Below are 23,182 nucleotides of genomic sequence, written 5' to 3' on the forward strand. Positions count from 1 at the left end.
GGCCCTAGGAGCATACATCAGTATGTGACTAGGGCGAGTGTGTGAAGCCAACAACGCTACATCCCTAAATAAAGTACAAGTAGAATACCTAAATAAATTTCAAGTAAATTAATCCTCTATATAGTTCAACTTGTAGCTAGGCGGCAAACTAAACGAGGCCCTAGGAGCATACATCAGTATGTGACTAGGGCGAGTGTGTGAAGCCAACAACGCTACAAGGTGAAATATGACGAGGATTTTTAGAACCAAGGTGCTTGGATCATCACCGAACCATAGAACAGCGCACGGCCGGCCAATTCTCCGCTAAAAATCGCCAACATCACCAAAGCCATTACCATAACCGATGGTCGTTCCTTATATGCTTTCATTGCCACAATACATGGCAATAGCATACTCATTACAACTTGCCACCATAGTAAATAGCTTCCTCCTTGGCTAGCGGGTAATTGCAAGCGAATGATTTGCGCAGCTAATACCAACATAACACCTATCAGCACCCCTACTTTGATAATGGATAGTAATGGTTTCCCTTGTCCAATAACGAATAAGGCAACTAGACTAAAACCAAGGACAATCGCACTACCAATGAACGCGATTTGCGTCGCTGGCGTGTGCCATAATGGATGCGCAACCATTTGATAATACACTTGTGCAGTTACAAAAATAGCCGCCATACCACCAAGAGCGCTTAACCAGCCAAGTAACTGATTTCGCACATTCACTTGGGGTGATACCCAACACGAGAGTGCCCATAACGTGACAAGACCATTTAATAAAATAAATGTCACCGCTTCACGGCTCAACCATGAATGGCTTAACCCAAGTATGGAGCGATACGCTTCTAGTGGTACTCCCAAATGCCCCATTGACATAGAAGAGCCGATCACCTCGATTAACCAAATCGCTAATACTGCTCTGCGTAGCACTCCGCCTGATAAAATATTTTCCTTGCTAGCATTCATTTGATAAATAGTTAATGCAAGAATAGCGCCAATTCCCCACTGGCTCATTACCGTAAAAAATACCAGAGGAAGTTCCATATATTTAATATCCATGATTAATCCTCCATACCAATAATCACAATATTTGGATTGCTGATAGTGTGGTCTGGCATATTGTAACGTTGTTCTAACAGCGTCCAATTTGTTGTGTGTTTTTTACGTAGTTCTGTAATTTCACCGAATTCGATAGCCCCTGTTGGACAAGATTCCACACACCTTGGTAATAACCCTTCATCTAACCGTTCCGCACACATATTACATTTACTGGTTTTACCTTCTACTGGGTCAAATACAGGCGCGTGATATGGGCATGCCATAATACACATCTGGCAACCTATGCACTTTTCATGGTCTTGGACGACTATGCCATCTGCTCGTTTTGTATAGGTATCCGCAGGGCAAACCTTTAAGCATTGAGGGTCATCGCAGTGATTACAAGACATCGTAATAAATGCTTGGGTATTTGGAGCATCACTATTAAACTCACGAACTCGGCGCCAAAGTACTCCTGGTGGTGTCACATTTTCCGACTTACACGCCATTGAACAAGTACGGCAACCGTAACAATCTTTAGTATTGATTAAAAAACCATATTGTTTAGCCATGACTAAGCCTCCCTTCTCACATCAACCAACGTACTATTGCAGCAATGCCCGGTTCCTAAATGTTCCACTTGGTCATTCGTGACATGACTACTACTTCCCCCTTGCTGCTCCCACCAACCATTATCGAGAGAAATAACCCCTTTTTTAATATGAGTAGTCACTACCGCGATAGCGCGATGCTCGCCTCGGTCATTGAATGTAATTGCCCATTCACCATTCTTAATACCTCGTTGTTTTGCATCTTCTGGGTGGATTAACACATTAGGCTGGTTGCGCTGAACCTCAAGTATCCATTCATTCATGCCATGGCTTGAGTGTACACTCCGCGCCAACTTACGTTGCACCGCCATTAAAGGGTATTTTTTAGCTAACTCAGGGGAACCTTTCACCGATTCAGTCACTTGGTAGTAAGCAACGACAGGTGAGAAATTTTTCTTTTGCCAATCTTCAATAAACAAATGTGCTTTCTTGGTTGATGTTCTAAAAACACCATCTTTGAACGGTATCCAATCCCCTTCAACAGGCCGTACAGGACCTTTTTCCAGCATCTGACGAGTGATCCCAGAACCAGCTAAACAAGCATCGATATAATGTTCAATCGGTTGATTAAATACCTCACCAAAACCAAATCGTTCTGCTAAGCGGGCAAAAATCCAATAATCAGGTTTTGCTTCCCCAGCTGGTTCAACGGCTTTTTCCATTAATTGTACATATTGGCTGCGAACTCCGGCCATTAGGCTGGTATCTTCGAAGATTGTAGTGACGGGTAATACAAGGTCTGCATACAGTGCCGTGGAGCTCATTAGATTATCCGCTACCACAACAAATGGGACTTTCTTCAATGCTTCTCGAACCTTATTCGTGTTAGGTAATTGCGTCATTACCCCCATGGTCATAATCCACCAAAAATTAATCGGATGAGGTTTATCATTCACAATATAGTCGCCGACTTTAGCAACAGGAATAGGGGTAATTTTTTTGGCATTCGGTGCAGGTGGCACTATCGGGCTAAAATTCGCCATTTGACGAGCACCACCCGCATCACAAACACCTGCCCCGCGCTTACCTATATTCCCTGTCAGTAGTGCAAGATAAAACTGGCTAGCAGCCACATAAGCCCCATGTTCTGTGCGCTGAGCACCGGACATATTTTGTACAATCATTGAAGGTGTAATCGATGAATAATCACGAGCAAGGCGTACGATAGTTTCAACGGGAACATCGGTTTCTTCACTAACACGTTTGACATCCCAACCTTTTGCCTGCTGGTAAATTTGCTCAAAGACCGTGGTGTAACCCAGGTTATCCGGTAATTCATTTTGGAATAATGCGGGTTTGATATTCGGTGTGTCATGGCGAGCCAATTGCCCACTTAACAGGTCAAACACTAAGTAACTGTCTTTATCGTTATTATCTTGCCTAACTTGCTGTTGTTTATCATCAACTAAGTACACGGCTCCAGTATGAGCCCTGAGAAAATCCTCATCGATACGGTTTTCTTCAATGATAATTTTGATCATCCCCAAAGCAAGTGCGGTGTCAGTACCCGGTATAATCGGTATCCACTCATCTGCTTTTGCTGCGGTTTCATTAAAACGAGGGTCAATCACCACCAGCCGAGCTCCATTTTTTCGGGCTTGGTTATAGTTTTTAAAATAGGCTTGCATCGTCACTGCTGGGTTATTCCCCCAACACAAAATATAACGACTATCCGCGATGGTATCCCGCGTATCGGCATAACGTAGCCCTAGCATCGGTATCATCGCAGCAGTGACTGCCGAGCAACATAAAGAGCCCGCTTGCTTTGTTGAGCCACCTAAATAATCAAAAAACGCTTTACCCATATCATTTTTAATAGAATCCATATTTCCGGCATGGGTCGATATGAATAGCCCTTCATTTCCATATTTGGTAATCGTTTCTCTGATATTTTTTTCGATAAGGTCGAGAGCTTCATCCCAACTTATTGGTTTGAACTCAGCTTTCCCTTTTTCACCGACCCTTAATAGTGGTGTTGTTATGCGTTGGTCATGATAAACCCATTTAGTCCGGCTCATTCCTCTTAAACAACATTTAACATTAAACCCTTCAGTTGCTTGTATTTTCATCAACTTACCTTGGTATGTATACGCTGTAAGGTTGCAGTGCAAACATTCCATAGCACAAGTTGATCGAAAGGTTTTGTAGTCAGATAGTTTTAATCTCACCCTAGGTAAAGGTTGATTATTATTCGCCTCAGCGAAAGAACAAGGAGCTATGGTAGCTAAACCAACCACGCCGAGCCCTTTTAATAGAGTTCGGCGTTTTATTCGTAATTCATTTATTGTTTTCATTATAGTAAACCTCGACATTGCTTTTTAAAGTTCACTATATATATACCTCATTCACAAATGGTGAACTTGAGTAATATCAAATACACTCATTATTTATGAGTAAAAATTAACTACTTCTTTAGTATTAGTATTCTATGCGTGATGGTTGTTAGCGGCTTAGGGCAACTCATGGTAAAATATGAGGACTTGTTAAACTGAGGTTTATCTATGTATTCTCTGCAAGGTGTTAATTCTGTTGATATAGCGGTGAGCATTTTAAATTATATTGCTCAAAATGGGGGCATTGCGCGCGCAGCTGATATATCAAAAGGCTGTGACATATCGAAAAGCCGTTTACATAAATACTTGGTTTCATTGTGTCGCACACAAATGTTATATCAAGACACACAAACAAGCCGGTATGGTTTAGGGCGTAACTTAACTTTTTTAGCTAATTTTGTTAAACCTGAGAGTTCTTATCTAGAAACCATCAATAAAAGCTTGATTCAATTTCGTGATGAGCAAAACGTTTCGACTGGTGTCGCCACACGTTTAGGAAAAGCACTCTCATTAGTGACGTACAACCGTAGCTTTAAAAATGTTGAGATTGATTTTTTACCCAACACCCCATTACCGATAGAAAAAAGCGCGGCAGGGCTGATTTACTCTGCTTTCGACAACCAATTTCAATCAAATTATTACTCCCCGCAAGAGTTGGAGAAAATCATCAAGCAAGGCTATGCCGTGCGCTATCAACCAACAGAGGGGATCCCTGGGGCGCAATCAATCGCATGCCCTGTCTTTAATAGTGAAGGTCAGTTGATTGCAGCTGCGGTAACGATGGGTTTTATCGATAAAAATGAAATGGAGCGATTAGCTCAAGAATTGATTAAACAAGTTAATACTTTGATTTTACAGTAGTTCAACGATAAATACTTGGGGCTACTTAGTTTTTGACTCGCCCCCATGCTAAAGTGACCATACTGTAACATATTATTTATATTCAATATGTTACTTTGATAAGCCGAGGTTGCCTCGGCTTATCACTTATAATATCACTTACTTAACATCAATCCTCGGTAACTCCCCCATCTCTTTTAGCTTTTTAGAGATTTCACGGCGTTCTTTGGAGAGCTCTGCATTTTTGATGATATAATCATCAACACGGTCATCATAGTCGCTACGCATATTTGCAATAATTGCTTGGATCTCTTCAATTGACATCCCAGGCTTAATATATTCGCTTAAGTTATCCAGTAACAAAACTCGTTTCTGGTTATCACGAATTTTTTTCTCATTGTCAGTAATTTCACGACGGATCTTGTTTTTACGACGAAACATACGCACAAATTCCAGTACATTTTGGAAAGACGGCTTGCTAGCGTTGTCCATGTTTAAAACCCTCTAGTCAATATTTAAAACCTATTATCTATTAACACAATACATTCTAATCCTACCGCGTTACAAGTACGTTTCGCATATTTATCTAATTATTCGTTCGAAAAGTACCTTGATTTATACTTTTAGCACTAAATTTTCGTCATCGCTTTTATCTTGGGCGTTTAATTGTTGCGCATTATCTATGGGTTGATCGCCAATATCGTCACTTCTAAGACAAAAAGCAGACAATATCGTTGTCACCACCACAAAAGCCCCCATCACAAGATAAGTATCCGCAAAGCCAATTTTGTCATAGCCCCATCCTGCTAATGGCGATAAAATGCTTGCAACAATCGAAGTTACACAACTGAACCCAACTAAATACAATGTTGATGATAAACGTTTATCAAAATGGCGGCTGTTATATTTAAAAATAGCGATTAACAAGATGGGAAGCTCAACCGCATGTAATAGCTTCATTGCTGATATCATGATTGGTCCGTCAACTAAGCCAGAACCTATGATCCGCAAAGCCATCACTGAACTCGCAAATAACAAGCCATTTTTAGCACCAATACGGTTAACAATAAACGGCGCTAAAAACATCCCCCCAGCCTCTAGGAAAACTTGCAACGAATTTAGATAACCGTACATCTCATTGCCAAATTGCTCATCTGGAAATTGATGGGCAAAATACACCATAAATTGCTGGTCATAAACACTATAAATACAGGTCCCCAAGACAAACAGTATCAATGCCCAAAAACGGGGTAAAGCCAATAATTGCAATGCGTCACCTATCGTTATTGCTGAAGGTTTCCCATGTTCAAGGCTATTATATGCATCCGCATTAGCTGTCTTTAAATTAAGTAATATGGCTAAAAATATTAACCCAGAAATGGTCGCCATAATGAAATTATAGTCAGGGTCAATATTAATATTACGCCCCGCAAAAAAGGTCGCAGCAGCCCACCCTAAAGACCCCCACATTCTTGCCTTACCGTATTCAAAATTTCGTAAGCGCCCCACTCTTTCAGTGTATGACTCAAGAACGCCGATCCCTGCATGGAATGTCATCCCAATAAATAGCCCGCCAAGAATACTACCAAGCACTAGGTTCCATTTTAATAACGACCCAAAAACCATAAAAAATGGCCCAGAAGCGATTAATAATATAGCAATAAATAATAGTAGGTTTTTCCGTAGCCCTAGTTTGTCCTGTATAAAACCGTATAAAGGTTGAGCGCAGAGAGCGACAAGCGAGATACAAGAAAAAATAAACCCCGTATCTGACCCCTCTAAGCCCACATATTTACGTAGCCATATTGCAACCACCGAAAATGTAGATGACCATGTAAAAAAGAAAAAAAACAATAATGCACTCAAAGAGGCATAATACTTTTTTGAGCCACTATTCATATCTAATCACCTATCAATAATTTTTATTGCCGCAATGTTAAGGTTAACATTTTCATGAAACTACAAAAAACCTTGCCATTTGTGATGTTACTCACTTTTGTTAACGTTAACAATAAATATTCGTGACTAAACTCACAATAAAAATAGAATGAAGTTCGAGTACTAAATAGCATTATCCCATTGTGGCATGACCTCATTGTCCCACACTAAATCAGGCGGTCTGAGTTTAGCTTTCACAGCAGATAAGGTATCATTAACTCACAAAGCATAGTGAATACCAACAAAATCATCACTATCAGAACCAACTTATAACCCATCAAAACGGTGAAAACGTTGCAAGATAATAAAAAACAGCCCACTTTTTTTATTCATGACTATGAAACCTTTGGTAAACGGCCTGCATTAGATAGGCCGGCCCAATTTGCGGGTGTTCGTACCGATTTAGAGTTTAATATCATTGAAGAACCTGAGGTTTTCTATTGTGCACCTGCTGATGACTATCTGCCACAACCAGAAGCCGTCATGATCACAGGTATCACGCCACAACTTGCATTATCCGAAGGGGTTAATGAAGCTGAATTTGCTAAGCGTATCCACCATGCTTTCAGTGTGCCGAATACCTGTATTATGGGCTATAACAATATTCGTTTCGATGATGAAGTGACTCGTAATATTTTCTACCGTAATTTTTATGACCCATACGCTTATAGTTGGCAGCAAGGAAACTCTCGCTGGGACTTACTTGATGCCTTGCGAGCTTGCTTTGCACTTCGCCCTGAAGGAATTGAATGGCCAGAAAATGAAGATGGCCTACCAAGCATGCGCTTGGAGCACCTAACCAAAGCCAATGGGGTTGCCCATGAAAATGCTCACGATGCGATGTCTGATGTACTGGCTACAATCAATATGGCCAAGTTATTGAAAGCCGCTCAGCCTCGGATGTTTGATTATTTTTATCAGATGAGAAACAAAAACAAAATAAGCCAACTAATTGATATTGTTGATATTGCCCCGCTTGTTCATGTTTCTGGAATGTTCGGTGCATTACGCTCTTATATAAGCCTAGTTGCTCCTCTCGCATGGCACCCAGACAACCGCAATGCCGTGATTATGTGTGACTTATCTGCGGATATCTCCCCATTACTCGAATTAGATGTGCAGCAATTACGTACCCGCCTGTATACGCCTAAGGCCGAACTTGCGGGAGCGTCTCCTGTCCCAGTCAAACTTGTGCATATTAATAAGTGCCCAATATTAGCACCAGAAAAAACGCTTCGACCCAATGATGCACTACGCACAGGGATAGACCGTGACCTCTGCATGCGTAATTTAGAAACTCTGCGTAAAAACCCTGATATTCGTAATAAACTAATAGAGCTATTTAGTGAGCCACAAATCTATGACGAAGTCACTGATGTCGATGCACAAATATATAATGGTTTCTTTAGCCCGTCGGACAGGTCAACCATGGATATTATTCGTGAAACACCTCCACAAAAATTACCTGCTTTAGATTTAAGTTTTCAAGATAAGCGAATGAAGGAATTATTTTTTCGTTATAAAGCACGTAATTTCCCAGCGACCTTATCCTATGATGAGCAACAACGCTGGTTACAACATCGCAGAGATTACTTTAGTGAAGCACGCTTAACAGAATATATGCAACAAATACAGATGTTACTTGCTGAACATCAGCACGATGAAAAGCGTTGCCAGCAATTAAAAGCACTGGTGAATTATGCAATGGAGTTGGCTAGCTAAACTGTAAAAAAATGGGCAAAATCGTTGCCCATTTTTATTTTAGATTAATGTGGTTTTAATGTTCATTAGAATGGCTACAACCGCAATCCCCTTCCCAATTTTTCCGTTTCGTTGTTTTCCCTAAACCTGGATTCATCGTATTCGTTGGGTCCGCTTGCTTATAGAATGATTTTAACTGTGGTGCCGCTTTATATAAGTGACCAACATTATGTTCTGCTGGGTATTGCGCCCCTCGTTCATCTAATAGCGCTAACATTTTTTCTTTTAATTCTTTTGGGTCCACACCTTTTTTCAACACATAATCTTGGTGCATAACATGGCACATAAAATGACCACAATACAGTTTATGGACTAATAACTTTTCAATTTCCGGTGGTAACGTTTCAAACCAGTTTCTATCATTGCGTCGTAACGCAATATCTAACGGCAAAACATCTTCTACGTCTTTATTATGTACCGCATGGTATCGTACTGCTGACCCCGCAGCTGCAAAACGATGTAAGAAAGCTTTCGCACCTTCTTCTGGGGTACATTCAAAATAACCACCATCCGCGGTTGCGAAATATGACTTTAACCAAACTTTAGCTTCATCAATCCCATCACCTGCCATTTTTAGCATTAGATGATGTTCATAACGGTCACGAAACTCTTTCATTCGCGGCGGCAAATGGGATGGCCATAATTTACTCAGTACTTGCATAGTACGGTCAATTAAATTAGAGGGTAAAAATGGGACTTTATTTAATACCGCATCAATACGGCCTTTTATCGTGAAAAACATTGGCATTTTATCCGTGCCAAATTTATCTATCATTAAAAAGGTATCTTTACCGTAAATTTCTGCAATATCGAAACAACCACGGTGCATATATTCACCCGCTACGGGTAAATTTTTAAACTCACTCAAAATATAGCGACGAATATCTTCTAGAACATCGGGGTTATTTGAGCCAATATAAAATACTTGTGTTTTTTTATCCGCTGGAAAAGTATCCAAACGAACTGCAAATACTGCTAATTTGCCGGCACAACCGGATGCTTCAAATAAACGGCGTTCATCAGCATTAAAGCGAGACGGCGTATCTGCATCAACATCACGAACACGCTGTGCATATTCATGATCAGAAGCTAGTTTTTCGCTAACATGGACATCTTCGCTGCTATAACCCCGGTTTTGTAAGTTAGTCAGTATTTCTTCTGGGGTATTCCCTAAATCAATACCTAAATGGTTCACAAGCTCCACTTTACCATCATCATTTACTCGGCCATACAACGCAAGCTCGGTATAAGCGGGGCCTCTACGCACTAAGGAGCCACCAGAACTATTACAAATCCCGCCCACAACAGATGCACCAATACAAGATGAGCCAATCAACGAATGTGGTTCACGCCCCAAGGGTTTAAGAATCTTCTCTAAGTCATATAACGTACTTCCCGGCATCGCAACCACTTGATTGAATTCAGGAAGGACTTGTATTTGGTTCAAACGTAGTGTACTGATGATCACAATATCGCGATCATAGTCATAACCGCTTGGTGTTGAGCCTTCTGTCAGCCCGGTATTTGCCGCCTGCATTAAAACAATTTTATCGGCTTCAACACACGCTTTAAATACATGCCATTGCTCAAGCAGTGTTGTAGGGAATACAACCGCTATTGCATCCCCAACGCCTGATCGAAAACCTTTGCGATAACGTTCTGTCTTATGAGGTTCTGTTAGAATGTTTTTCTTACCAACAATATTCCTGAGGGTGAGTAATAATCGTTGATTCTCAGGTTTTTTTACATCATTCATTTGTGTGCCTTCTTAATCGAATTCATGTTTATGATGATTTGTGAACTATTCATTGTAACAACAGTATCACATAATATTATGATGTTGATAGGCTACACGTTTTATCTTAAATAATTCTTAACAGGCAAAAAAATAGCGCCCAAGGCGCTATTTTTAATTTCGTACTGATTTGAACGACTTCCTAGCAGCTCTATATTCAAAATAGTTCGCGTTGTAGCAAGGCGCGGAGCCAAACGAATCATGGGGAGTATACATAAGTATGTGACCCATGTCGTTTTGAGAACGCAACGCCGCTACAGTGTGAAGTATGAAGTATGAAGTATGAAGTATGAAGAATAGATTGTCTTTTTCTTGAATCTGTATATTCAAAATAGTTCGCGTTGTAGCAAGGCGCGGAGCCAAACGATCATGGGGAGCATACATAAGTATGTGACCCATGTCGTTTTGAGAACGCAACGCAGCTACAGCGCGAAATATGAAGAATAGAGTTACACGTCACTCATCTGCGGCATAGGCCGCTTAAACATGCGAGTCAGTATAGCCATATAAACTAAACCAACTGCTGTCCAAATCAGTCCATAAACCATTGAATCTTCTTCAATATTTAACCATAAAACGCACACTGTTAGTGTACCTATAACAGGTAAAATTAAGTAATTCAAAATATTTTTGAAACCTGTCATCCGACGTTCACGGATAAAGAATTGGCTAATCACAGAAATATTAACAAAGGTAAATGCAATTAATGCCCCGAAATTGATTAATGCGGTCGCAAAATCCATTTCAAACCAAATTGCCCCTAACGCTAAGAAACCGACCATCAATACGTTATATGCCGGTGTACGCCATGTTGGACTAACATAGCCAAAAACTTTTTCTGGGAATACCCCATCGCGGCCCATTACATACATTAAACGAGCACTACCTGCGTGGGCTGCCATTCCTGAAGCTAATACTGTCACGCATGAGAATACCAAAATAATTGACTGGAAGAATGCACCAGCAACAAAGCGCATAATATCTGGCTGAGTTTCATTGATATTCTTAAAGCGTGATACGTCTGGAAAATATTGTTGTAAGAAGAAGGAAACCGTAATAAAGATAACCCCCCCAATAAGTGCCGTTAAGAAAATAGCACGAGGGATCACTTTACCTGCGTTTGGCGTTTCTTCTGACAATGAACTTAAACCGTCAAAGCCTAAGAATGAAAAACACAAAATGGTAGCCCCAGCTATCAATGGGATCATTTCAGTTTTTTCATTACCAAATGGGTTAAAGGTCCAAATTTCTCCCGACCCCTCGCCATTTGAAACACCGTGGATCACTAAGCCTGTAAACACGGCCATTACCCCAATTTGGATAATCGCAATGACTGTACTTAGGTTGGCGATTACGTTGATACCACGTAAGTTAGCCGCGGTCATTAAAATAACCAGCCCAACGACAAATATCGCTGGCTCCACATTGGGGAAAATGTCTTGCAAATAAATTTTAGCCAATAATATGTTAATCATTGGCATAAAAATGTAGGACAACAAAGATGTCCAGCCCACCAAGAAGCCGATATGCGGGCTCATTGATTTTTGAGCATAAGTATACGCTGAGCCAGCAGATGGGAAGCGTTTCACCAGCTTACCGTAGCTCAGAGCCGTAAACAGTATCGCCGCTAATGCAATAATGTATGAAGTTGGAACGTGTCCACCGGTCTTATCTGATACCATACCGAAAGTATCGAAGATGGTCATCGGTTGGATATAGGCGATACCTATCATGACCACTTGTACAAGCGTTAACGTTTTTGCAAGTTGTACGCGATTATTCGCACCGGTTTGGTTGTGACCAATGTCTAATGGAATTGGAGTATTATTTGACATTATCAAGCCCTCCCATAACTTTCGATTGCATACTACTTCGGCTTAATCGACAGTTACTGGGAAGACTTTGCATCTGCCTATAGGCAGAGAAAAACGAAGAAAGGGAGAAAGGCGTGTGAGCGAAGCCACCGAGAGCCCCGTAGTCATCGATACGGCAGCCGCCAGCGCCTGGCCCTGCTGCGAATGCGAAAAAGTAAGCCATAAAAGCATTCCTCAAATCGGTAGCGTAAAATGTTTGCTACACGTAAATATTAAAATTATCTCTCCGGCTCTATGTCCGGCCCCGCTAGAATGAACGTTCCTAAAAACAAAAAAACCGATGCTTCATTTGATTAAGCATCAGTTATTTTTTAGTTCGCGCATTTTGCACGCCATAACCACAAATAGCAAGTTAAATTGTTAACAAATCACCCTATTTTCGATGAGAAATTTTGATTATTTCTGACTTTTTGTCCTATCTGCTTATAACTTTTTTTTCTTATGGTTTTAATCAGGTTTTAATCAGCAAAAAACCCTTTGGTAGAAGCCAAAGGGTTTGGATTAATCGAGATTAATTATACGATTAGAAGTTGTAGTTGATACCAAAGTTGTAACGACGACCATCAAGAACTTTATCATTTGATTCAACAGTCAAGCGCTTATCAAAGATATTGTACATACCCGCCACTAAATTAATATTTTTATCGATATTATAGCTAGCGCCTATGTCAACAAACGTATAAGAAGGTCTTTCTTCACTCATACTTGTTCTAGAAAGATAAGAGCTACTTTTTCCGTTAAAGTTGACACGGTTCCACAATTGAAGGTCTTCAGTTGCTTGCCAAGTTAACGAACCATTCGCCATATGTTTTGGTGTCCGACTCAGTGGCTTTCCTTTAAATGTTCCGCTTTTTTGCTCAGAATCAGAATAGGTATAGTTAGCGGCAAAAATGAGGTCACTGGTAATATCCCAATTAAAAGTCAGTTCTGCCCCTCTTAGATTAGCTTTATCGACGTTTTCACGGCTGCTAATAAATTTATAAGCTTCACCATCATACATACATTCGCCACTTGCAACTGTCCCTGGTTTATCCCCCGTAGAATCAGTACACTTGCGAATTTCCATTATTTTATCTTTAAATTCTGTATTAAAGAATGTCACACCAACATTTAAATTATCTTGGTTATTCCAGATAAAACCAATTTCTTCAGTAACACTTTTCTCTGGTTTTAAGGCTGGATTACCGATGATAACAGCGGGGTCACCGCCACCACCTGTACCTTGTCCCCAATTAGGAGCGACTTGCCTTAATTCTGGAGAGCGATAGCCCGTAGAAACCCCTCCTTTTATAATCCACTCATCAGTAGCATGCCAGACTCCATATAATCTAGGAGTCCAATGTGACCCAAAGTTTTCATCCTTATCCATACGGATGCCGCCTGTTAACGCTAAATCATTGGTCATCATCCACTCATCTTCAGCAAATAATGCCCAGCTATAACGAGTTAACGAATCAATTCCCCCTGCCGAAGCTAATTTGTTACCTTTATCACGCAAATCTTCATAACGATATTGGCCACCAATACTTAAGGTGTGGTCACCAAGATTAAAGACTGTCTGGTTTTTAACCAATGTATCGTTATATTCCATTTTACGGCTTGGGTTTTTGGTTTCGTCACGTTGAACAAATGTTTCCATTGCCCCCCAATCATAAATACCATTATGTGTTAATGCGTAATTATTTTTACGATATGTTACATTTGAATCTTCACAACGGTACTTTGTTGGAATTTCATTTACTTTTTTAGTACAAATTAAATTGCCTGACTTTCCAGCTGTTGTATTTCTTTCTTGTTCATCATGTTTGAAATCAAAATCAAAGGTGTTAAATTCATCCGGCGTTAATGTCAGAGTTGTTCCAATAGCTCCTATCTTTTGCTCATTATATCCACCAACAAATTTATCTTCCCAACGTTTTGAATAAATTCCATTCACTTTCATTCCCAACAAACCATCAACTAATGGACCTGATGCATAAAAACTGCCTTGTCCTTCATTCCCTGAGTCTCGATGAGAGTTAATTGTCGTATCTGCACGCAAGCTACCGTTCCATTTTTTTCCTACTTTACGTGTAATAATATTAATGACACCGCCCATCGCATCAGAGCCATATAGTGAAGACATTGGTCCGCGCACCACTTCAATGCGTTCTATAGCTGGTAATGGCGGTAACCAGCCTTGTTCAATACCTGAACCGTCACTATTTGGGCGGGTACTACGTGAGTCAATTCGTTTTCCATCAACCATAATCATGGTGTATTTAGCATCCATACCACGAATACTAATATCAGCTTTACTTCCTCCTCCGGTGACTTGTACCCCAGGAAGATCTTTTAAAGCGTCAGTCACATCACGGTAAGCTTTAGTTTCAAGTTGTTCGCGCGTTACTACTGAAATGGATGCTGGGGCATCTTCAATTTTTTGCTGATAACCTGATGCAGTCGTTACATAGATTTTATCTTTACTGTCATCAGCAAATGCAGGTGTCGCAGCGATAGCGGCAATTATGCTAATTGCAACTTTTCTTTTATTAAAAACAACCATTCCCAACTCTCCAAGAGATATTTTTTTATATATGAATTGATTTGCTCACATTGATTGCATTAAATTTTAAAACGCTTTTTATTATTTGGATATTTAAATACCCATAAGAAATTCATGGTAAAAAACCATTTATAAATCAATTAAATTTCCTGTGGGTAATTAATCTTAATATTTAATTCGTTTGTTTTTTTATATTGCCCCTTTTTCTTTATTAATGTGCTTGCCGCACGACGCCACAAGCACATCATTTATTGTGCGGTATTAACTTGCTAATTTATCAACTAGCCCATCAATTAACACTTGAGGTACCCCTTGCGAACACCTTTCAATACGCCCTCTTACACCGTAAACCTCTGCAAGGCTTTCAGGCGTGATAACCTCAGCAGGCTCTCCCTGTGCGATGAGTTTCCCTTGCTTAAGCATTAATACATGTTCCGCATGCCTTAACGCAATATTAATATCATGAACAACCACAACGGTAATTATATTTCGACGTTTAGTTTCCTTTGCCACTAAATCCATCACATGATATTGATAATTTAAATCTAAAGCGCTTAAAGGTTCGTCCAATAATAATAAATTTGGTTGACGAATTAATGATTGTGCCAAACCGACTAATTGTTTTTGGCCACCTGAAAGTTGATCTAAATAACTTAATGCCAAATGTTCAATACCAAGTTGGCGTAATAAATGCATGACTTCGTCTTTATTATTTTGATTACTCAAACCACCCGAGGCACGCTGAGCAACAATCACAGACTCTAAAACATATAAGTGAACCCCCGCAGGTAATGTTTGCGGTAAATACACCACATTTTGCGCACGTTGAGCAAAATTCTGCTGCGTGAGATCCAAGCCGTCCAATAATAACTGCCCCGTTGCCTTATTTAAGCCAGCTAAAGAGCGTAATAATGTTGATTTACCACTCCCATTTGGCCCAAGTAATACCGTGATCTTTCCTCGGGGTAAAATATCGGTCGATAAGTTTTCAATCACTGCACGTTTTGGGTAGCCTGCATTAAATTGGTTAATAATCAAGCCACTCATGATACATTACCCCGATGACGTAAAATAATACTTAAGAAGAACGGAACACCCACTAACGATGTCACAATACCCACAGGAATAATCACACCTGGAATAATGTTCTTCGAGGCAATAGATGCCATCGATAAAATTAATGCTCCAATTAATGCACTTGCTGGCAGATAAAAGCGGTGATCTTCACCAAATATCAAACGGGCAATATGTGGTGCAACCAGCCCAATAAAGGCAATCGGCCCAACAAACGCAACCGCCAATGCAGACAAAATACTGATCCGCAATAACGTTGTCAGCCTTAGCCGCCGGACATCAATACCGAAGCTAATAGCCCTATCCTCACCGAGCCTTAAGGCCGTTAACTTCCATGAACTCATCATCGCAATTGGGAAAACTAAGGCGAAAACTAGCGCCATCACGCCCAGTTTTACCCATGTCGCTTTTGAAAGGCTCCCCATCGTCCAGAAAACAAGCCCTTGTAAGGTATCTTCCGTCGCAATAAATTGCATCATGGAAACCAATGCATTAAATGTAAATACCAAAGCTATACCAAATAAAACCACACCGGAAGTAGCAACTCGAGTCCAGCGGGTAACCGCATCTAACATCAACGCTGCTAGTAGTGCAAAAATAAAGGCATTTGCCGATATTACCCATTGGTCAGGCACCCCTGGAATTGCGATACCTGAAACAATGGCTAGAGCAGCACCAAAAGCCGCCGCATTTGATACACCTAAAGTAAATGGGCTCGCCAGCGGGTTGTTTAAAATCGTTTGCATCTCTGCCCCAGCAAGCCCTAATGACATACCGATAACAACAGCCATCAATGCATATGGCAACCGAATATCCCAAACAATAACCCGAGTCCCTGCATCCACCGTTTCTGGTGTTACCAAGGTTTGCCACAATCGTTCAAGAGATAAGCCCGAAGGGCCCAACGTAAAATCAATAATTAAAGATAATAAAATTGCAGCAACAATAACCCCAATCCATGTTAGCCTACGGCGTAACATATTTTGATAATGCTGCTTCACACCATTATCAGCTTGTTTGATGGCTTGCTCTGCAGCTGCTATCGGTTCACTTGTAATACTCATTAATTCCCACCTACTCTCATTGCTTTTCGCTGACCCAATATACACCACTTGGTTCTACTGCGAGAAACTCACTGTGCAGCTGTTCAAGTGTTTTTTGCGGGTCTAAATCCGCAAATTGCTCAGGATAAAACCATTTAGCAAATACTTGTGTCGCAATCACATTGTATGGAGAGTTATAGTAGTTATGCCAGATAGCGTAATCTTGCTTATCTTTAATGGCTGATAATGAATTAATGCCTTTACGTTCTGTGACCCTTTTTAGACTTTCTTTCGCATCAATTAAAGTACCTTGAGCGCCTAATTGAACACCAACATCTTTGCTACCCGGCGCTTTGACACCAGATGCGATATAAATACTGGGGTCTGATGCAATGACCTTCTCAAGGTTCATTGTACCTAATGCGCCGGGCAATACCCCCTTAGCAATATTTTTCCCACCCGCTAAGTCAATAAAGTTCCCCATGTTACCGTCACCTGCAGTACCACAACAATCTTCAAAAGCACCGGCTCTTAATTCAATGAACACCGTCGGTTTTTTATCTTCCGGAACTTTAGCGGTAATATCGGTGACTAGCTTTTGGTTTTTTTCATAAAAATCGATATATTTATTGGCTACCTGTTCCCGATTTAACGCTTGACCGAGTAAACGCATACTCGGCAATGTATTTTTCAATGGGTTGTCACGGAAATCGACAAAAATGACAGGCACACCCGCTTTTTCTAACTGGTTCACTAATTCACTATTTTTGCCCGGACCATGCCCTGACAGACCAAAAATGGCGATATCGGGATTTAGTGTTAATACTTTTTCTGAACTGACACTATCGGCACTGGTATTACCAATTAGAGGAATATTATCAATCTCTGGAAATTTCGCTTTATAAACCGCATACGTTTGCGGGTCTAATTTACGCAAATCCCCTTGCCAGCCTACGATACGTTCAATGGGTTTATCACCTTCAAGGAGAGCTATAGCGCTAAATAAACGCCCTTCGCCAAGTAAAATACGGTTAACATTATCAGGGACTTCAACAGTACGGCCTGCAACATCAGTTACAGTAGCGGCCCACGAGTTCAAACTTGCACTCACTAATAATGCTAAACTTATTCCTTTTACTACCGACCTAGCTACTGATTTCTTGGCTACCGACGACATAGTATTAAGCTCCACCATCAACCTCATTGACTGAATTTTTTATTGCGGTAACAATAAAGCAAATAAGAATACTTATCAATACGATTATTGAATCTAACATGACTTAACTCAATGAAATTGTGTGAGCCATATCGAAAAGTTATGCATCTTGCCAAATTAACCTGCTAATTTGGCACTTCTAACATTTTATTCTGGCGTGATAAAAAAATAGCACCTCAATGGAGGTGCTATTTTAGTAAACAAGATACGAATTTTATTTATCTAAATTTTCTTTGTAACTTGGAAAGTTCATGTCTTTATAGCGAATAAATGTGGTTTTCCTGGCAATTTTATAACCAAACCATATGGCTAAAAATAGCGGAATTCCGATATAAGTCGCGGTTACCCCAACCCAATCAATCCTATCTTCTAAGAAGGCTTGATAGTTCTGACCTAACGTAATCGTTAAACATAAAATAAATGCAAAAATAGGGCCGACCGGGAAGAAGCCTGAGCGATATGGTAAATCGTTAAGATCTTTACCTTGTGCGATGTACCCTCTACGGAAACGATAATGGCTAATCGCAATTCCTAACCATGCAATAAAACCCGTCATTCCCGACGTATTCAATAACCATAAATAAACGGTTTGATTACCGAACATCGAACTTAAAAAGCATAGACCGGCAATAATTGTTGTAGCTAATAAAGCATAGCGTGGTACGCCACCTTTTGATAGGCGGGCAAAAATACGCGGAGCTTTACCTTCACGCGCTAAGGTATACAACATACGGGTGGATGCATACATCCCTGAGTTACCCGCCGATAAAACCGCGGTTAAAATGACGGCATTCATTACTGCCGCTGCGGAGAGTAAACCTGCATTTTCAAATACCAATGTAAATGGACTTACACTGATATCTTTAACGTCATTACGCAATAAATTAGGGTCGGTATAAGGAATGATCAAACTAATAATCAGAATTGCAAAAATGTAAAATAACAGAATACGCCAGAAAACCTTGCGTACCGCTTTTGGAATATTTTTTGCCGGATCTTTTGATTCCCCTGCAGCAATACCGATTAGTTCAGTACCTTGGAAGGAGAAACCAACAATCATTGCAACACCAATCATCGCTGAAAAGCCACCAGCAAAAGGTGCATCACCGATTTCCCAATTATGCCATCCTGCATTTTCTGCACCATTCATGATGCCGAAAATCATTAACACGCCCACGACAATAAAAATAATGACGGTAGTGACTTTAATTAAGGAGAACCAATATTCAGCCTCACCAAACCCTTTAACTGAAATAAAGTTTAGCAAGAAAATAATAGCAAGGAATATTGCACTCCAAATCCAGCCGGGGGTATCTGGGAACCAATAAGTCATCACTAATTGCGCTGCTACAAGGTCAACCGCAATAGTGACCGCCCAGTTATACCAATAGTTCCAACCTAATGCGAAACCAAAGCCTTCATCAACATACTTAGCACCATAGGTCGCAAATGAACCTGAAACTGGCATATAAGCAGCTAACTCACCTAAGCTGGTCATTAAAAAGTAAACCATTAAACCGATGATAGCGTATGAAAGAAGTGCCCCACCAGGACCTGCCTGTGCAACGGTTGCACCTGATGCGACAAATAAACCGGTACCGATTGAGCCCCCGATAGCAATCATCGCAAGGTGGCGTGCTTTTAATTCACGGCGTAGCTTTTGTGGGCCGCCTTGCGAGATAGTATTGGTATGTTGTTCTGACATTTGTTCCCTGTATTTTATTATTCAGCTAATATCGGAGGAATTCTAGCAAAATAGACTGCCAGAACTAAGCAACTCTTTGCTGTTATAAGATACCTTCATAATCCGTAGCAAATTATAAGTAAAACGCGTTATCGCAATCACAACACATTCATTGCAATCCTCTAAATATTTTGGCTTGCCGCTAGACAGCAAATGAGACTATCCAAGGAGCATACACCAGTATGTGACTTGGATAGTCGATTGCAGCCAACAACGCGACAAGTTAAAAGATGACGAGGATTTTTAATTACAGTAGGCTAGCAAATTAGTAATCGCGTTCGAAAGGTGCTTTTGACGATGGTAAATCAAATATAAGGTTCTTTCTAATTGCAGTTCTTCTATTTCTAATTCCACTAATGAACCATTTTCCAATTGTTCTTCAATAACACGCCTTGATAAACAACTGATCCCCATACCGAAACGAACAGCATGTTTAATCGCTTCTGAATTTCCAAGCTCCATTAAAATATGAAACCCGGGAAGGTGAGCAAATAATAGTTGGTCAAGAACGTCTCTTGTCCCTGAGCCCCTTTCCCGCAAAATCCATGGAGCATCTTGTAAATCTTTTAGTGATACTTTTTTATTTGCTAGTGGGTTTTGTGGTGAAGCAAAAACAACCAATCCATCTTTTAACCACGGTTTAGAAATCAACTCAGGGCTATGGCAAACCCCCTCGATTAAACCGACATCGGCTCTAAACTCCATGACACCTTTGATAACTTCTTCTGTATTACTAATAAACAGTTCCAAAGGAATATCAGGGTGGTCATGACGATAACCCGCTAAAATTTCCGGTAGCATATAGTTGCCAATCGTCGTACTTGCTGCGAGACGCACGGCGCCCATCTCTTTCTTAAATAATTGCTCGACTTCTAACCCTTGTTCTAATAATGCTAATGCTTTAGGGTATAAAAGCCTTCCGTGCTCGTTTGTAACAAGTCGTTTACCCACGCGGTCAAATAGCTGAACACCTAATTGACCTTCTAAATCCGTTAGCGACGCACTTACTGCAGATTGAGAAAGTGCTAATAATTGAGATGCTTGCGTCGTGGAGCCACTTTTTAATACTTCCGTGAAGACCTCAAGTTGCCTAAGTGTAATTCGCATAAAGGTAAGCCCCAACGTGATTTTTAGTATTTGTAATAATATTGTTAATATTAATGATTTATTAGCAATATTCCAGAAGAAACTTATAATCAATTTTTTCGATAGATTATACACAAATAATGAATTTAAATTATTATTGATTTTATTATATGCTTATTACCAAATCTTATAAGCGGTAATGAAGAGCATTGTCATGAATAAAAGTGAAGCTAACAGCTTAGAGCAAAATAGCCTGTATCCTATTTTTAAATTAATACCTGGCATTATTTTAGCTGGTATTTTAACGGCTATCTCAATTTACCTCGGCGAACAGCCTTGGTTTATGGATATCGGTTTAGGTGCATTAACCCTTGCTATCTTATTAGGCATCGTTGTTGGTAATACTTTTTATCCTGTTGCGAGCAAATCTTGTGACAGTGGTATTAAATTTGCTAAGCACTATTTCCTTCGAGCGGGGATCATTCTGTACGGGTTCCGTCTTACTTTTCAGCAAATTACTGATGTAGGTGCAACAGGCGTCATCATTGATGCCTTAACATTAACATCGACATTCTTATTAGCTTATTGGCTGGGTAAAAAAGTATTCGGTCTTGATGAAGAAACAACATTGCTGATTGGTGCAGGAAGCAGTATTTGTGGTGCTGCAGCAGTCATGGCAACTGAACCGGTGGTAAAAGCCTCCGCAAGTAAAGTCGCGGTTGCCGTTTCAACTGTCGTCATATTCGGGACAATCTGTATATTTGTCTACCCTTGGATGTACCAATTAAATGCCCACTTTGGTTGGTTCCCTGCGACTGAAGAAACATTTGGTATTTATATTGGCTCAACGGTTCATGAAGTTGCACAAGTTGTTGCTGCTGGTCACACCATAGGTACTGACGCAGAAAATGCATCCGTGATCGCTAAAATGATCCGTGTCATGATGCTTGCACCGTTCTTAATTATTTTATCTGCCTTTTTGAGTCGAAAAGCAAGCCACAATCAAACGGCAAGCAACCAAAAAAGCAAAATTACTATTCCTTGGTTTGCTGTATTCTTTATCGTTGTAGCAGGTTTTAATTCATTACACTTATTGCCTAGTGTATTAGTTCAACAAATCATCGCATTAGATACTATTTTACTCGCAATGGCGATGGTCGCATTAGGCTTAACCACCCATGTTAGTGCCATTCGCCAAGCAGGTATTAAGCCGTTACTGATGGCATTGATTTTATTTGTTTGGTTAATTGTGGGTGGGTTATTAATTAATGTGATGATCCAAAATATCTTTTAACGATTTATATTCTTATTATTAGCCACCTTAACCGGTGGCTTTTTTGTTGATTTCATTTATTAGCTTATTAATGGCATACTCCCACAAAAAGGAGTCAAAAATGAAATATATTGGAGCACACGTCAGCGCATCTGGTGGCGTTGATCAGGCTGTTATTCGCGCCCATGAACTCGAAGCAACGGCTTTCGCGTTATTCACTAAAAACCAACGCCAGTGGAAAGCCGCACCACTAAGTGAAGAAGTGATCCGCAAGTTTAAAGATAACTGTACAAAATACGGTTATGGCAAACAGCAAATTCTCCCCCATGACAGTTACTTAATAAACTTAGGTCACCCAGAGTTTGAAGCTTTGGAAAAATCACGGGTTGCATTTATTGATGAAATGCAACGTTGTGAACAATTAGGCATCGGTTTACTTAACTTTCATCCTGGAAGCCACTTAAAAAAAATTGAGGTTGATGACTGCTTAGCTCGAATTGCCGAGTCGATTAATATTGCTCTTGCTGAAACAGAAGGTGTCACTGCTGTTATTGAAAATACGGCAGGGCAAGGTACTAACTTGGGGTTTGACTTCACTCACTTAGCTAAAATTATTGAAGGTGTAAAAGATAAAAGCCGTGTTGGCGTTTGTATTGACACTTGCCACGCGTTCGCAGCAGGTTACGATTTACGCACGATTGAAGATTGCGATAACACCTTTACACAATTTTCTGACATTGTCGGTTTTGAATTTCTGAAAGGAATGCACCTTAATGATGCAAAAAGCGAATTCGCCAGCCGTGTTGACCGCCATCACAGTTTAGGTGAGGGAAATATTGGCTTCACACCATTCACCTACATTATGCAAGATAAGCGTTTTGATGGTATCCCTTTGATTTTAGAAACGATCAACCCAGATATTTGGCCGCAAGAAATTGCATGGTTGAAATCTCAGCAACAAAACTAATACTTTATTGTTAAGCTCTAGGTTAACCCTAGAGCTTGACTATAATAT

The 23,182-nt window shown here is 40.3% G+C and carries 18 protein-coding genes; 4 read left to right on the forward strand and 14 right to left on the reverse strand.

The genetic code is table 11. The features are described from left to right. Positions 1–239 precede the first annotated feature (239 nt). From ACHB7C_RS10080 to ACHB7C_RS10090, 3 genes are read right to left on the reverse strand one after another with little or no spacing between them, the layout of a single operon-like run. On the reverse strand, positions 240–1,055 hold the full coding sequence (locus ACHB7C_RS10080) for a dimethyl sulfoxide reductase anchor subunit family protein (RefSeq protein WP_395347231.1): 816 nt from the start codon (positions 1,053–1,055) through the stop codon (positions 240–242). Between the two features lie 2 nt (positions 1,056–1,057). Further along, complete coding sequence (locus tag ACHB7C_RS10085; RefSeq protein ID WP_173424793.1) at positions 1,058–1,606, reverse strand: 4Fe-4S dicluster domain-containing protein; 549 nt, start codon at positions 1,604–1,606, stop codon at positions 1,058–1,060. A gap of 2 nt (positions 1,607–1,608) precedes the next feature. After that, complete coding sequence (locus ACHB7C_RS10090) at positions 1,609–3,939, reverse strand: molybdopterin-dependent oxidoreductase (RefSeq protein WP_042843429.1); 2,331 nt, start codon at positions 3,937–3,939, stop codon at positions 1,609–1,611. Between the two features lie 207 nt (positions 3,940–4,146). Here ACHB7C_RS10090 and ACHB7C_RS10095 point away from each other — a divergent pair, with 207 nt between their 5' ends. Beyond that, complete coding sequence (locus tag ACHB7C_RS10095) at positions 4,147–4,839, forward strand: helix-turn-helix domain-containing protein (RefSeq protein WP_042843428.1); 693 nt, start codon at positions 4,147–4,149, stop codon at positions 4,837–4,839. A gap of 138 nt (positions 4,840–4,977) precedes the next feature. On the opposite strand, the gene tmaR is transcribed toward ACHB7C_RS10095, so the two are convergent. Both tmaR and ACHB7C_RS10105 read right to left on the reverse strand, forming a co-directional pair. Further along, positions 4,978–5,310, reverse strand: a complete 333-nt coding sequence (gene tmaR, locus ACHB7C_RS10100; protein ID WP_042843427.1) for a PTS system regulator TmaR — start codon at positions 5,308–5,310, stop codon at positions 4,978–4,980. A gap of 123 nt (positions 5,311–5,433) precedes the next feature. Further along, positions 5,434–6,717 carry an MFS transporter gene (locus tag ACHB7C_RS10105; protein WP_395347236.1) on the reverse strand — a complete coding sequence of 428 codons (1,284 nt, stop codon included), beginning with the start codon at positions 6,715–6,717 and terminating at the stop codon, positions 5,434–5,436. Positions 6,718–7,050: 333 nt separating this feature from the next. Here ACHB7C_RS10105 and sbcB point away from each other — a divergent pair, with 333 nt between their 5' ends. After that, the gene (sbcB, locus tag ACHB7C_RS10110; RefSeq protein WP_395347238.1) at positions 7,051–8,478 is read left to right on the forward strand and encodes an exodeoxyribonuclease I; all 1,428 of its coding nucleotides are present in this window, start codon (positions 7,051–7,053) and stop codon (positions 8,476–8,478) included. A 55-nt stretch (positions 8,479–8,533) separates the two neighbouring features. On the opposite strand, the gene dld is transcribed toward sbcB, so the two are convergent. The 9 genes from dld to yieE form a co-directional block, all read right to left on the reverse strand. Further along, on the reverse strand, positions 8,534–10,273 hold the full coding sequence (gene dld, locus ACHB7C_RS10115; protein ID WP_048607443.1) for a D-lactate dehydrogenase: 1,740 nt from the start codon (positions 10,271–10,273) through the stop codon (positions 8,534–8,536). 488 nt (positions 10,274–10,761) lie between these two features. Continuing rightward, entirely contained in the window at positions 10,762–12,147 is a 1,386-nt protein-coding gene (locus ACHB7C_RS10120) for an APC family permease (RefSeq protein ID WP_166685169.1), read from the reverse strand. Continuing rightward, positions 12,137–12,349 (reverse strand): hypothetical protein, encoded by a 213-nt coding sequence (locus ACHB7C_RS10125; RefSeq protein ID WP_042843419.1) that lies wholly within the window; start codon positions 12,347–12,349, stop codon positions 12,137–12,139. The genes ACHB7C_RS10120 and ACHB7C_RS10125 overlap by 11 nt, the downstream gene beginning before the upstream one ends. Before the next feature lie 360 nt (positions 12,350–12,709). Next, positions 12,710–14,731 carry a ligand-gated channel protein gene (locus ACHB7C_RS10130; RefSeq protein ID WP_048607446.1) on the reverse strand — a complete coding sequence of 674 codons (2,022 nt, stop codon included), beginning with the start codon at positions 14,729–14,731 and terminating at the stop codon, positions 12,710–12,712. A 261-nt stretch (positions 14,732–14,992) separates the two neighbouring features. Beyond that, complete coding sequence (locus ACHB7C_RS10135; RefSeq protein ID WP_094301210.1) at positions 14,993–15,781, reverse strand: ABC transporter ATP-binding protein; 789 nt, start codon at positions 15,779–15,781, stop codon at positions 14,993–14,995. Further along, positions 15,775–16,785, reverse strand: a complete 1,011-nt coding sequence (locus ACHB7C_RS10140) for a FecCD family ABC transporter permease (RefSeq protein ID WP_370661204.1) — start codon at positions 16,783–16,785, stop codon at positions 15,775–15,777. Before ACHB7C_RS10140 ends, ACHB7C_RS10135 begins: the two co-directional genes overlap by 7 nt. A 100-nt stretch (positions 16,786–16,885) precedes the next feature. Next, a complete protein-coding gene (locus ACHB7C_RS10145; RefSeq protein ID WP_042843416.1) occupies positions 16,886–18,025 on the reverse strand; it encodes an ABC transporter substrate-binding protein in 1,140 nt (379 codons plus the stop codon). 253 nt (positions 18,026–18,278) lie between these two features. Then, on the reverse strand, positions 18,279–19,769 hold the full coding sequence (locus ACHB7C_RS10150; protein ID WP_071548173.1) for an amino acid permease: 1,491 nt from the start codon (positions 19,767–19,769) through the stop codon (positions 18,279–18,281). A 282-nt stretch (positions 19,770–20,051) separates the two neighbouring features. Beyond that, complete coding sequence (gene yieE / locus ACHB7C_RS10155) at positions 20,052–20,915, reverse strand: DNA-binding transcriptional regulator YeiE (protein WP_042843414.1); 864 nt, start codon at positions 20,913–20,915, stop codon at positions 20,052–20,054. 193 nt (positions 20,916–21,108) lie between these two features. Here yieE and ACHB7C_RS10160 point away from each other — a divergent pair, with 193 nt between their 5' ends. Both ACHB7C_RS10160 and nfo read left to right on the forward strand, forming a co-directional pair. Next, the gene (locus ACHB7C_RS10160; RefSeq protein WP_395347243.1) at positions 21,109–22,188 is read left to right on the forward strand and encodes a YeiH family protein; all 1,080 of its coding nucleotides are present in this window, start codon (positions 21,109–21,111) and stop codon (positions 22,186–22,188) included. A 100-nt stretch (positions 22,189–22,288) separates the two neighbouring features. Then, positions 22,289–23,134: a deoxyribonuclease IV gene (gene nfo, locus ACHB7C_RS10165; protein WP_042843412.1), complete on the forward strand. Its 846-nt coding sequence runs from the start codon at positions 22,289–22,291 to the stop codon at positions 23,132–23,134. Positions 23,135–23,182 lie beyond the last annotated feature (48 nt).

This window comes from Providencia sp. 2024EL-00732, from assembly GCF_044006275.1.
GTDB classification, from domain to species: Bacteria; Pseudomonadota; Gammaproteobacteria; order Enterobacterales; family Enterobacteriaceae; genus Providencia; species Providencia huashanensis.